The sequence below is a fragment of the Pseudomonas sp. LB3P14 genome, assembly GCF_054898045.1.
On sequence record NZ_CM142714.1, the window covers coordinates 2,364,212 to 2,377,144 of the forward strand.

12 protein-coding genes and 1 pseudogene are annotated in these 12,933 nt (G+C 56.0%); 8 read left to right on the top strand and 5 right to left on the bottom strand.

Annotated elements, in window-relative coordinates; translation table 11 throughout:
• Positions 1 to 9 precede the first annotated feature (9 nt).
• The 8 genes and pseudogenes from ACYZT5_RS10855 (at position 10) to ACYZT5_RS10890 (ending at position 5,975) form a co-directional block, all read left to right on the top strand.
• Complete coding sequence (locus ACYZT5_RS10855) at positions 10 to 1,743, top strand: phospholipase D-like domain-containing protein (protein ID WP_462051101.1); 1,734 nt, start codon at positions 10 to 12, stop codon at positions 1,741 to 1,743.
• A 154-nt stretch (positions 1,744 to 1,897) separates the two neighbouring features.
• The gene (locus ACYZT5_RS10860) at positions 1,898 to 2,116 is read left to right on the top strand and encodes a PLD nuclease N-terminal domain-containing protein (protein ID WP_462051102.1); all 219 of its coding nucleotides are present in this window, start codon (positions 1,898 to 1,900) and stop codon (positions 2,114 to 2,116) included.
• Between the two features lie 671 nt (positions 2,117 to 2,787).
• Positions 2,788 to 3,081 carry a fructose-bisphosphate aldolase gene (locus ACYZT5_RS10865; RefSeq protein WP_462051103.1) on the top strand — a complete coding sequence of 98 codons (294 nt, stop codon included), beginning with the start codon at positions 2,788 to 2,790 and terminating at the stop codon, positions 3,079 to 3,081.
• Between the two features lie 278 nt (positions 3,082 to 3,359).
• Positions 3,360 to 3,722, top strand: coding sequence for a hypothetical protein (locus ACYZT5_RS10870; protein WP_462051104.1), 363 nt, complete (start codon positions 3,360 to 3,362; stop codon positions 3,720 to 3,722).
• 77 nt (positions 3,723 to 3,799) lie between these two features.
• Complete coding sequence (locus tag ACYZT5_RS10875; protein ID WP_462051105.1) at positions 3,800 to 4,198, top strand: hypothetical protein; 399 nt, start codon at positions 3,800 to 3,802, stop codon at positions 4,196 to 4,198.
• Between the two features lie 133 nt (positions 4,199 to 4,331).
• Positions 4,332 to 4,874 (top strand): annotated as a pseudogene (locus ACYZT5_RS10880) (IS66 family transposase); the annotation flags it as partial.
• Positions 4,875 to 5,137: 263 nt separating this feature from the next.
• Positions 5,138 to 5,518, top strand: coding sequence for a hypothetical protein (locus ACYZT5_RS10885; RefSeq protein ID WP_009043509.1), 381 nt, complete (start codon positions 5,138 to 5,140; stop codon positions 5,516 to 5,518).
• A gap of 235 nt (positions 5,519 to 5,753) precedes the next feature.
• Positions 5,754 to 5,975 carry a hypothetical protein gene (locus ACYZT5_RS10890; RefSeq protein WP_462051106.1) on the top strand — a complete coding sequence of 74 codons (222 nt, stop codon included), beginning with the start codon at positions 5,754 to 5,756 and terminating at the stop codon, positions 5,973 to 5,975.
• A gap of 32 nt (positions 5,976 to 6,007) precedes the next feature.
• On the opposite strand, the gene ACYZT5_RS10895 is transcribed toward ACYZT5_RS10890, so the two are convergent.
• The 5 genes from ACYZT5_RS10895 to ACYZT5_RS10915 form a co-directional block, all read right to left on the bottom strand.
• Positions 6,008 to 7,162: a hypothetical protein gene (locus tag ACYZT5_RS10895; protein ID WP_462051107.1), complete on the bottom strand. Its 1,155-nt coding sequence runs from the start codon at positions 7,160 to 7,162 to the stop codon at positions 6,008 to 6,010.
• A 191-nt stretch (positions 7,163 to 7,353) separates the two neighbouring features.
• Entirely contained in the window at positions 7,354 to 7,902 is a 549-nt protein-coding gene (locus ACYZT5_RS10900) for a cupin domain-containing protein (protein ID WP_007895886.1), read from the bottom strand.
• Between the two features lie 500 nt (positions 7,903 to 8,402).
• Entirely contained in the window at positions 8,403 to 9,689 is a 1,287-nt protein-coding gene (locus ACYZT5_RS10905; RefSeq protein WP_462051108.1) for an NAD(P)/FAD-dependent oxidoreductase, read from the bottom strand.
• A gap of 52 nt (positions 9,690 to 9,741) precedes the next feature.
• Positions 9,742 to 11,232, bottom strand: a complete 1,491-nt coding sequence (locus tag ACYZT5_RS10910) for an aldehyde dehydrogenase (protein ID WP_462051109.1) — start codon at positions 11,230 to 11,232, stop codon at positions 9,742 to 9,744.
• A 212-nt stretch (positions 11,233 to 11,444) separates the two neighbouring features.
• Positions 11,445 to 12,821, bottom strand: a complete 1,377-nt coding sequence (locus ACYZT5_RS10915) for a glutamine synthetase family protein (RefSeq protein WP_462046272.1) — start codon at positions 12,819 to 12,821, stop codon at positions 11,445 to 11,447.
• Positions 12,822 to 12,933: the final 112 nt, after the last annotated feature.

Genomic DNA, 12,933 nt, shown 5'->3' on the forward strand with positions numbered 1-12,933 from the left:
GAACTTCCCATGCCTGACTTCATCGCAAGGACCACCGACGGATTCACCCTGAAACTTTGGCGCGGCGAGCGCACGTGCCTGATCGGCTTCGACGTCGAAGCCCCTGCCGAAACCTTCGTCGGGTTTGCCATTGAATGCAAATTCCCCGGCGCAGCGGACTTCACGCCACTGCCCAATCGCATCGCCTTCGAGTACCCCAAGCCCACCGTAGAAGCGGTCAGCGGTGCACGAAAGTTCTCATCGCTCGAAGCACCGTTCCAGAAATTTCGCTGGGTTCACTTTCCCCATGACGCCGGGCACGGCACATTCGTCTACCGGGGCACCTTGATGCACATGCCCCTGGACGGCCAACTGGTTGCCGGCACGTCTATTGAACTGGCGATTGATCTGGACCCCATCAGCTACGAAGGCATTGTCGATATCGGCTTTACCCGTGGCTTCACGTCCTCCCAGGCGTTTGTTGAGCGAGTGCCCAAAGGCATGAAGGTCAATGAATACGGGAAGAGCCTGATTCCATCGAAGAGCGACGAGGGTCTCGACCACCAGAAGACCGACCCGGCAATCTATAAGTGGCTGGGTTTTGAAGCCGTCGACATGATCTTCGGCTTGCTCAACGAAGTCCTTGAAGACAACAACACCACGCTCGATGTGCTCGCCTATGACCTCAACGAGCCCGACATTGTCGATTCATTCGAGAAGCTCGGCAGTCGTCTGCGAATCATCATCGACAACTCCAGGGATCATCGCGCCCCCACGACCTGCGAGACCAGGGCCGCCATGCGCTTGGCCGCATCCGCTGGCGCGGCCAACGTCCACCGCACTTGTTTCAAGGGACTGCAACACCATAAAGTCCTCATCGCCCGTCGTAATGGCGTGCCTTACAAAGTCCTGTGCGGCTCTACCAACTTCAGCTTTCGCGGTTGCTACGTACAAAACAACAATGCACTGCTGTTCTCGGAACCGGCGGTGGCCGCTCTATTTGGTCAAGTCTTCGACGCCTCTTTCGAGGACCCGGACAACTTCGCCGAGAGCGATCTGGCCAAGAAGTGGCACGTCATTGAAACCCAAGGCCCGCGCCTGCAATTCTGCTTTTCACCCCACGAAAGCGCGAACCTCTCGCTCAGCCCGTTGGGAGGCGCAATCGACCAGGCCACCAGTTCGGTGCTGTTCAACATCGCCTTCCTCAACCAGATCGATTCGGGGCCCACGTTCGATTCGATCACCCGCCTCTACAAACGGCCGATTTTCAGCTATGGCGTCAGCGACAAACCCTCGGGCATCGACGTGATCAAGCCCGATGGCACCTCGGCTGAAGTCGATTTCGAATACCTGGCCAAGAACGCACCGGAACCCTTCCGCAGCGAATGGGCAGGCGGCAGCGGCATCACCGTGCACAACAAATTCGTGGTCACCGACTTCAATCTGCCCAGTGCCAAAGTCTTCACCGGCTCCTCGAACCTGGCCGTTGCCGGCGAAGAAAACAACGGCGACCACCTGATTCTGATCGAGGATCAGCGAATTGCGTTGGCCTATGCCATTGAAGCGCTGCTGGTGTTCGATCACCTGCACTTTCGCACCGACATGAAAAAAGCCTTTGAGCCGGCCGCTGGAGGCGTTGCCGGACATCCGCCGCCCATGACGCTGCGTAAACCCACCGCCATCACCGGCAAGCCCGCCTGGTTTGAGGATTACTACGTCCAGGGTTCACAGAAACAGCGCGACCGACAGTTGTTCTCTCAATGACATCAAGCGCTGGACTGTAACCCTGAGGGAGCGAGCCTGCTCGCGATGAGGCCAATCGTCGCGAGCCCCCTCCCAGCGTGTCTGCGCCCGCAAACCTTAATGAACCCTGCCCACCACCACCCGCCTAACTGAAAGACTATCTGGAGGGTGACCCATGCAAATCGAAACAATCTGGATCGTACTGACAGCCATTCTGTTGCTGATCGAGTTGTGGGCGATCAACAGGGTGCGCAAAGCCCAGGGCAAATCGAGCAACAAACTGTTGTGGATCGTGGTGATCGTGTTTGTGCCATTGATTGGGGTGATTGCGTGGGCAGTTGCGGGACCGAAACACACCGAACACAACCCGCATGCGCCGCAGGCGGAACAATGACCTTGAAGGGTATGCGATAGGGATTTGGAGACTGCGTGATTCCAGACAACAAAGCCCCGATGATTTGGGGCTTTGTTGTTTCCGGCCATTCATTCGGCGTTCGAACCGCCGAAAGCCGAAATTTCCCTATCTGAAATTTGTGTAGGACACCGCCCTCTGCGGCGAGAGACCTTACTGCCTCTGGACGGTGACGCCGTTCCAATTCCCACGCGCATTTTAAACATGCTCACTTCCTGTAGCGGCTTGCGAAGACTGCGTTTGGTAGCGCGGCTGCCGCCTATTCAGCGCGCAGGGTTGGTCGGGCATTAAACGCGTTCTGAGTTGACGGCGGATACTTGGTTGGATGCAGGCCTCGGTATCAGCGGATAACCCGGTTTTGCGTCCTACAGGCCCGTTTGCAGCCACCAAAATCGACGCCTATATTCGACCCGTCGCTGACCGCAGTTAGCGATTGGGTTTCGCAGCCCTACAGAATAGAATCAGCCGGCACCGTCATAAGACACCCAGGCGAGCTTCGCCTGCGTCACAGTTTATGGCGGCTGTGCGTGGGAGACTTTCGAGTCTGCCGGGTTTGATTCTTTCCTGGTCTGCGAACCCGCGCACAGTTGCCACCCATTTTGTTTCGCAGCAAAAGGGTGGAATTTCATTCCCTTCTTAAAGAATCTTATCCAATGACAATGAACAATCCGCCGCGCCGCTTCACCCCCATGTCCCAATTCGCCACCGACTACCCCGTCCTGCTCATCGACAGCGACGCCCCACTCCGCGAACTCCACAACTGCATCAGCGAACGCCTCAGCGCCGTCCTCAAGTACCTCAACCTCATGGCCTGCACCAGCCTCCCCGACTACGCCGAAAACGACATCAACACCGTCACCAACATTGCCCGGATCATGGTCCAGGATGTGAGCGATGTGTTTCGGGTGATTGAGCAGCGTGGGTTTGATGCGCCGAAGAGTCAGTGACCGGCATATAGCCTAAAAAAACCGCTTTACTGCGGTTTTTTTACGCCTCCCGGAAACCAAAACAACAGCCCACCGTTTCAATCCAGCAACGCGAGCCCACTTGCACGCACGGTCATGATCATGCGCATTCGTCAATAATCGACTTTGGTCTCACCCTCTTCCACTGACATTAACTTACTGGCACTCTGCTACCCACAGGCAGGCTGTTGAGCTATAAACACACAGTTCATACCGCCTCAACATCTGCGATACCGAATAGCGTAGGAAAGGATACCTCCATGAAAAAGTGGCTTTTGGCGCTGATTTTCTTCAACTCGGTCATTTGTTCAGCCGCGACGATCCTCAATCCTATGGATTTTGACGGTTCTGAGCCCCAGAAAAAGCAAGTGATTGAATCCATCACCGCAACGGTGAAAAAAGACTACTGTGAGAAAATCGACATGTGTCAGGAAAGCACCCTGCGCATGATGGAAAAGCAGAATCTAGATGCCTTCAAAGAAGCGACCAAAGCCACAGACCGTAAGATCATGAACGCTGTGATCCATGACTATTGCGAAAAAATCGATATGTGCAACTACGGCACGATTTGGATGATGTACAAGCAAAATTTTGAAGCCAGCCATAAAACTCTCGCTTGGTAGGCGTGTTACCTAAATAAATTCGCCCCCCTTTACACGCCCATTTTACAAAGAATCAACATATATAGGATAACGCAACAATGCGCGACTTCAACAATGATGGACAAATCAACATTCACGGAGACTTCAATATCAGCGACAACTCTAATAACCAACACAAACTTCTTATTCACTGCTCTAATGAAGAGTTATTGCAGGAGCGCCCATTCAGGCGCGAAAACATAAAAATAGAACAGAAAAAAAAGATCCGCCGACTAAGCCCACTATACGCAATAATTGTAATCTTATTAGTTGCTACAGCAACCTGGGCAACGATTCATGGGAAGACAGATATAATCACCTTAATTTTAGGCGCTGCATCTCTACTAATAGGATATCAAACACTAAAAGCCACCATCGACCCGAACGCCTTTCAAGTCGAAGAACAAAATGCCGTCAATGAAATAAACAAACTACTCAAACAACGCAGAGCCGAATGAAATAAACCTGAGCAAATTGCAAGCATAACATGCACAAAAAGTAACCATAAAAGGAGAAAAAAGGTGACAGATCTATTTACTAAATAGATCTGTCACCTTTTTTAGTCGTCACCTTTTTTAGTCCCTTTTTTAGTTCGTCGAAGCACAGAAGGTGCAGCCCAAGGGCAAAACCGGGCGGGCCGACGTGGCGCTGAATCTGATCAACAAGCTCTACGGCATCGAACGCGACTTCAAAGAAGCCAGCGCCGAGCAACGCCATCGGGGCCGACAGCAGCACAGCCAACCTATCCTGGCCCAACTGAAAAGCTGGTTGGAGAAAACTCAGCCCCAGGTCGCTGCGCAGAACGCCCTCGGCAAGGCGGTGAACTACCTGGCCAGCAACGGGAGCCGGCTTGAACGCTACGTCGAAGCCGGCCACCTGCCCATCGAAAATAACGCCGCCGAACGCGCAATCCGGCCCTTCGTCATCGGCCGCAAGAACTGGCTATTCAGCGACACGCCCAAGGGCGCGACCGCCAGCGCCCAGCTCTACAGCCTGGTGGAAACCGCCAAGGCCAACGGCCAGGAGCCCTACGCCTACCTGCGCCACATCCTCGAGTGCCTCCCCCAGGCCAAGGCCGTCGAGGACTACGAAGCGCTGCTGCCGTGGCGCTGTGCACCAGCCATCACATACTGACAGCCAACCCTCTCATAAAAGGACGGGGGTTTATGGCGCGCTTACGGATAAACGTCCGTCACCATAGGTGCAACACCTTTGCCAAGGCTGCCTGAATCCGACTCCAAAGTGCCTATGGGCGCATCGTTCGAGGGTTCTGACGACGATCAGACGCTTGATGCCAAAAAGAGGCGGAGAGTTGATTCTGGCAAGCGATGAGCAGACATTTTTTTGCGATTTACTCTGATACGCTGCTGAAACACTCGTTTACAGGAGTTGTTCGCATGATTGGCAAGTTAATTTCGACGGGTTTCAGTTTGGCCACCTTGCCCGCCCGCCTGACTTTTCGCAGCGTCCGCGCCTTGGCCATGACGCCTGCCGAAGCCAGCCGCCTGCTGGCGGACATGCGTCAGGCATCGGATCAGGCGGTGCAGGAACTCCAGGGGCTGTTGGCCAACGTCGATGCGGACATGACCCACAAAACGGCGCACCTCAGTGCTGCCGACAAGCGCCTGGCAGCCGAACTGGCCCTGCACGCCGCCGAACAACACCTGAACATGGCCGCGATCAACATTCTGCGGGCCGTCTGGCTGACGCTTCACTCGACGCCGAACTTGCCGCCAAGCGAGCTTGATAAGCGGCTTGAACAGACACGTAACGACTAACAGCCCGTCCGGCGGATCGGTCGATCCGAGCGAGAAATGGGAGCTCAGCATCCTTGAATCGGCGCTTCATGTGCAGGTGGGGTTTATGGAGCGCTTACATAACGACGACTTCAAAGACTGGGTCGTCTGCAAATGATGCCGCCCCTCAATCGTTCAGTGGCGGAACTCGCCATTGCGCTCAATCTCACGCCACAGTCACTGCGCAACTGGAGACAAATGGCTAAGAGATAAAGGTTTGATCGTGCCCGGAAACGGAAAGACCAGTGATCAATGGTCCAGCGCCGATACATTCAATGCTGTCATGGAAACCGCGCCGTTGAGTGAGGTGGAAATCTCTCAATATTGCCGAATCAAGGGCATTTATCCGGAGCAAATCCAGCAGTGGCGCGAGACCTGCCAAAACGCCAATACCCTTGCTGATCTGAAACCCAGCGCAGTGACTGGCAAACAAAGGTGACCAAAAAAAGGGACCAAAAAAAGGTGACAGATCTATTTATTAAATCGACCTGTCACCTTTTTCCCGCCCACCTTTTTTCCCGGATTTCGCGCTCGCTTTAGAGTCTTTCCCGTCGCACCTTGATTCTTTTTAAATTTGGCGTTTAGTGCTTTAAACTCCAAGCGCAAATATTGCGTTTCTAATATCTGCTTGCGCAAAAGCTCTTGGTTCAGCTCTGCTTGCTTCTGCCATTCCACTTGCCTTTTTTCAGTAAGTCGAGACTCTTCAGCTCCATCCGTTTTCGTAAAATAGGCTTGAGCTAAAGCAATTCCAATCGACGTTACTACGCTTATGATTACCGCCCACTTCGTCCACCATAAGCTTTTTGCGGCACCTTTTAGCGAAGCCTCAGCCTTTGCTTTATCTTCGTCCTGCTGCTTTATCCATTGGGGAATGGCGTCCGACACCAACGTCGTAGAAAGAGACGCGACATGATTCAACATGTCGCCCATATGTACTGCAACGGTACTAAGCGTCTCAGCAGCTTTTTCTGAGGCGTTCGCGGCTCGAGCTTGAGGTGACGTGGAAAAGTCTAGAAAGGGAGCTGTTCGCGCCTCAATCTCCTCAGCTTTTGGCTGGTGCAATCTCGGAGAGTGGATCGCTTGCGTGCGCACCGCATCTCCCACGCTGCTCCACTTTTTATCCGAAAACTCTTTTCGCCACCACTGGCTGGCGCTGTCAATCGCTGCGACGGAGGAAGTCAGTGATTCGATGGCGCTAGGCTTCAGGAATTCAAAATTGCTACGGAACTGGTCTGAGATTTTTTTACTCATTTGCTGAAAATTCGAGTTCTCGGCTATGACCCCTTTACCAAGCGCCGATAACGAGTCACTGGAATTTTCATATCCTGCATCTTCGACTCCAGCCTTTGCTAATGCCTCGATGTCCTCCCTGTCGAGCTCAGCAAACTCATCATTCGAAAGCCCAGTCCATATTCCTGAATCCATTTTAGGGGAACTGAACATTTGCACGACCAAGCGTCCCACTTCATGTTCATCAGCTCTTTCAAAAGCGCCCGTTTCTCCGATCTTCTTGTGGTCGCCATAGGTAATATGGCGGATGTACAGGGGGCCAGCAGAAGTGGATACCTGGCGTTTTTCGGCAGATTTAAGTAAATCCTTGATACTTAATTTCTTGCTGTCGTCCACTGATTGAGCTCACGCATGTGACTGATGGAGTCAGATTAGCTCTGCGTTTATCGCTTGGCTATCAGCTCAAAATATGGCTGTGAAATTCAGCCAAATTTTTCTAATCTGACCGAACGCTCATCGTCGCTATCTCTTTTTGAAATGATTACCGGCAGCTTAGAGACGAGAACACTTTGCCTATTGCTTTCCCATCAAAAGTTAGCCGGCGTATTCGCACTAATAATCTCCGCCTCATCCGCCCCAATATTCCGAAACCGATGCGGCAGCGTCGTCGGAAAGTAATACCCATCCCCAGCATTCAGCACACTAATCTGCCCATCAACCGTCAGCTCAACCGTCCCCCGCGTAACCAACCCACACTCCTCCCCTTCCGAGTGCACAATCGGCTCTTCCCCCGAACTCGCCCCCGGCGCGTACTGCTCGCGCAACAACCGCATCTGCCGACTCGGCACCGAAGCCCCAATCAACAACAACCGCAACCCATGACGCCCGAGGTCCGGCTGTTCGTTGGCGCGGAACACGTATTGGTGCTCGCGAGGTGGTTGGTCGAAGGTGAAGAAGTCCGCCAAGGACATGGGGATGCCTTCGAGCAGTTTTTTGAGGGAGCTGACGGAGGGACTGACGCGATTCTGTTCGATCAGGGAGATGGTGGCATTGGTGACGCCGCTACGCCGGGCCAGCTCGCGCTGGGAGAGTTTGTAGCTTTCGCGTACTAATTTGAGTCGTGAGCCCGTGTCCATGACAGCCTTATGCGAAGAATACTTAAGGGTTATGGGGGTGGATGGCGGGCGACTTTTGGCCGCGAAGATACCGCTTCCCTGTCCCGGAAATGTGAAAGGCGGGTATTAAATCACGTTTGGTGGTGTTGCTCAGCAGGTTCGATGAATGGGTGGGTGAAAAGGTTGTCTGGAGCTGAAGTCAGGCAGTTCAGCCGTGAAAATTGTCGGTGCAATAACTGTGTGTCAGCCGGGATTGATAGTGACTGGCATGGCCTCATCGCGAGCAAGCTCGGCTCCCACAGGGGTTGCGGAGTGTCAGGTGACATTGGTGGTGACTGGGATGGCCTCTTCGCGAGCAGGCTCGCTCCCACAGTTTGGGCCCGGTCGCCTCCAGGTTTTGTGTCCGCCGTAGGTCTGCTGTCGGAGTTGGGCTTGCTTGCGATGGCGGTGTGTCATTCAACATTGATGTTGGATGTGATGGCCTCATCGCGGGCAAGCCCGCTCCCACAGGTTTTGCGCCGTTAGATGCCGAACCGGTCGCGCAGCGCGTAGTACGCGGCGCCCATTGCGGTGAGTGGGGCCTGGAAGGTGCGGCCGCCGATCATGGGCATGTGCGGGAGCGAGGCGAAGGCGTCGAAGCGTTCGGCGTCGCCGCGGATCATTTCCGAGATCAGTTTGCCGGCCAGGTGCGAGCAGGTGACGCCGTGGCCGCTGTAGCCTTGCATGTAGTAGGCGTTTTTCTCGATGCGGCCGAATTGCGGCATGCGTGACATGGTCAGCAGGAAGTTGCCGGTCCAGCGGTAGTCGATTTTCACGTCCTTCAGTTGCGGGAAGGTTTTGAGGATTTTCGGCTTGATCAGTTGTTCGATGTCGTCCGGTTCGCGGGCGCCGTAGACCACGCCGCCGCCGTACAGCAAACGGTTGTCGGCGGTGAGGCGGTAGTAGTCGAGCAGGTAGTTGCAGTCTTCGACGCAATAATTGTTCTTGATCAGGCTGCGCGCGACTTTCTCGGTCAACGGTTCGGTGACGACGATTTGCGAACCGCACGGCATGCTTTTGCGCGTGACGCGGTTGTCGAGGTCTTGCGGCAGGTAGGCGTTGCCGGCGATCAGCAGGTACTTGGCGCGCACCACGCCTTTGGCGGTGCGCACGGTGATCGGTTCGCCGTAGGTGATTTCCACCGCCGCCGATTGTTCGTAGATTTTGCCGCCGAGGCCGATGATGGCCGAGGCTTCGCCGAGGGCCAGGTTCAGCGGGTGGATGTGGCCACCCTGCATGTCCAGCAGGCCGCCGACGTAGTTGTCGCAACCGACTTCGCGTTTGATGTCCGCGGCGTCGAGCATTTTCAGGTTCTTGTTGCCGTAGCGTTCCCAGCTGCTTTTCTGCTCGGCCAAACCTTTTAGCTGCTTTTTGTTCAGCGCGGCGAAGATGCCGCCCGGGCGGTAGTCGCACTGGATGTCGTAGTGTTGTATGCGCTGACGGATGATGTCGGCGCCTTCAAAGATCATGCTGCCGAGGACTTCGGCGGTTTTGTCGCCGTAGCGTTCTTCGATGACATCGACGTCGCGGCTGTAGGAGTTGACCAGTTGACCGCCGTTGCGGCCGCTGGCGCCGAAACCGACTTTGGCGGCTTCGAGTACGGTCACGCTGTAGCCGGCTTCGGCGAGGAACAGCGCTGAGGACAAACCGGTGTAGCCGGCGCCGATCACGCAGACGTCGCATTCCACCAGTTCTTCAAGCACCGGGAAGTCGCCGGTGAAGTTGCGGGTGGCGGCGTAGTAGCTGTTTACATGTGTTGTTTGTTTCATACGTTTCTCCGATGGCCGCCAACACGTGCCGGCGGCCGCCGTTGTAGAGGTGTTAGAGCTTGATCCAGGTCGCTTTGAGTTCGGTGTATTTGTCGAACGCATGCAGCGATTTGTCCCGACCGTTACCCGACTGCTTGAACCCGCCGAACGGCGCGGTCATGTCGCCGCCGTCGTACTGGTTGACCCAGACGCTGCCGGCGCGCAAGCCGCGCGCAAAGGTGTGGGCCTTGCTCAGGTTGCTGGTCCACACGCCGGCGGCCAGGCCGAAGATGCTGTCGTTGGCAATCGCCAGCGCTTCATCGAAGGTGTCGAAGGTGATCAGCGACAGCACCGGGCCGAAGATTTCTTCCCGGGCGATGGTCATGGCGTTGGTCACACCGTCGAAGATCGCCGGTTCCACGTACAGGCCACCGGTGTCTTCGAGGGTGCGGCTGCCGCCCGCGATCAGTTGCGCACCCTGGTCTTTGCCGACCTGGATGTAGCGCAGCACGTTTTCCAGTTGGCGCTGATCGACCACTGCGCCGACGGTGGTTTCTGGATCAAGGGCGTGCCCCGGTTTCCAGGCTTGCAGCGCTTCCACCAGCAGTGGAATGAATTGCTCGCGGATTGAACGCTCGACCAGTAAGCGCGAGCCGGCGGTGCAGACTTCGCCCTGGTTGAAGGCAATCGCACCGGCCGCTGCTTGTGCTGCCGCGCGCAGATCCGGCGCGTCGGCGAACACCACGTTCGGGCTCTTCCCCCCTGCTTCGAGCCAGACGCGTTTCATGTTGCTTTGCCCGGCATAGATCAGCAGCTGCTTGGCAATCGCGGTCGAGCCGGTGAAGGCCAGCACGTCGACGTCCATGTGCAACGCCAGCGCCTTGCCGACGGTGTGACCGTAGCCTGGCAGGACGTTGAACACGCCTTTCGGGATGCCGGCGTCGAGGGCCAGTTGAGCGATGCGGATGGCCGTGAGTGGCGACTTTTCCGAAGGCTTGAGGATGAACGAGTTGCCTGCGGCGAGGGCTGGAGCGAATTTCCAACTGGCCATGATCAGCGGGAAGTTCCACGGCACGATGGCGGCTACAACACCTGCAGGTTCGCGGGTGATGAGGCCGAGTTGGTCGTGCGGCGTGGCGGCGACTTCGTCGTAGATCTTGTCGATGGCTTCGGCGCTCCAGCGGATCGCGTTGGCGGTCGCTGGGATGTCGATGCTCATGGAGTCGTTGATCGGTTTGCCCATGTCGAGGGTTTCGAGCAGGGCCAGTTCTTCCTGGTTGGCCAGGATCAGATCGGCGAAACGGATCAGGATGCGCTTGCGCTCAGCCGGGGCGAGTTTGGCCCAGATGCCGGAGTCGAAGGTGCGGCGCGCGACGGCGACTGCCACATTGGCGTCGGCCTCGTCGGTGCTGGCGACGTTGGCCAGGAAGCGGCCGTCGACCGGGCTCATGCATTCAAAGGTGTCGCCGCTGAGTGCCGAGCAGTATTGGCCGTCGATGAATGCGCGGCCTTCGATTGTTAAGGACTGGAAGCGTTGCTCCCAGTCGCTGCGAGTGTTTGTCATGGTTGTGACTCGACGCGGGGGAATAAGTAGTCGTTGGACTAAGGCCAACCAATTAACGATCTGAAAACTGCGATCACTGTGGGAGCGAGCCTGCTCGCGAAAGCGGTGTGCCAGGCGACATCAGTGTTGAATGTGCCGCCGCCTTCGCGAGCAGGCTCGCTCCCACAGTTGATCGAGGGTGTACGCAGAGAATGCGTACACCACTTGGCTCATCAAACCGTATGCAGATACCAGTTGTACTCAAGGTCCGAAATGGAGTTCTCGAACTCGGCCAGCTCGCTTTCCTTGCATGCCACGAACACGTCGATGTACAGCGGGTCGATGTAGCGCGACATGACTTCACTGTCGTCGAGCTCGCGCAATGCATCGCGCAGGTTGTTCGGCAGGCTCTGCTCGTTTTGCTCGTAGCTGTTGCCTTCGACCGGTGCGCCCGGCTCGATTTCGTTGGTCAGGCCGTGGTGAATACCGGCCAGTACCGACGCCATCAGCAAGTACGGGTTGGCATCGGCGCCCGCCACGCGGTGTTCGATGCGCACGGAGTCCGGCGAACCGGTCGGCACACGTACCGCCACGGTACGGTTGTCGATGCCCCAGCTCGGCGAGTTCGGCACATAGAACTGCGCGCCGAAGCGACGGTACGAGTTGACGTTCGGGCAGAGGAACGCCATCTGCGCCGGCAGGGTCTCGAGCACACCGCCGATCGCGTGACGCAGCGCGGCGTTCTGCTCGGGATCCTCGCTGGCAAAGATGTTGTTGCCTTCTTTGTCGAGAATCGAAATGTGTACGTGCAAACCGTTACCCGCCTGGCCCGGATACGGCTTGGCCATGAAGGTGGTGTCCATCTCGTGGTCGTAGGCGATGTTCTTCACCAGACGCTTGAGCAACACCGCGTAGTCGCAGGCCTTGATCGGGTCATTAACATGATGCAGGTTCACTTCGAATTGCGCCGGGGCGCTTTCCTTGACGATGGCGTCGGCAGGAATGCCCTGCTCTTTCGCGCCTTCGAGGATGTCTTGCAGGCAATCGACGTATTCGTCCAAGTCGTCGATCAGGTAGACCTGGGTCGACATCGGACGTTTGCCGGAGACCGGCGAGCGTGGCGATTGCGGACGACCGTTCACGTTGTCCTGGTCGATCAAATAGAACTCGAGTTCGAACGCGGCGCAAATGGTCAGGCCCATTGCATCGAACTTGCTCACGACTTGACGCAGCACTTCGCGAGGGTCAGCGAAGAACGGCTGGCCTTCGAGTTCGTGCATGGTCATTAACAGTTGCGCAGTTGGGCGCTTCTGCCATGGCTCGATGCTGAGCGTATTAGGGATGGGGAAGCAGATTCGGTCTGAGTCGCCGATGTCCAGACCCAGGCCGGTGCTTTCCACCGTAGAACCGTTGATGTCCAGAGCAAACAGTGACGCCGGGAGGTTGATGCCTTTTTCGTAAACCTTATGAAGACTGGTGCGCTCGATGCGCTTGCCGCGCACCACACCGTTCATATCCGCAATCAGAAGGTCGACGTACAAAACCTCAGGATATTTCTTAAGGAATGCGTTTGCTTCGTTGAGTTGAACGGCACGCAGAGGGACCGACATGATGCACCTATTAGCTGTTAATTATTATGTTCACTACCCTTTCACGAGCCCAGTCAACCCGAACGGCAAAGTGAAGTCAATAGCGAACACTTGGCCTTTCAACCTTTATTTT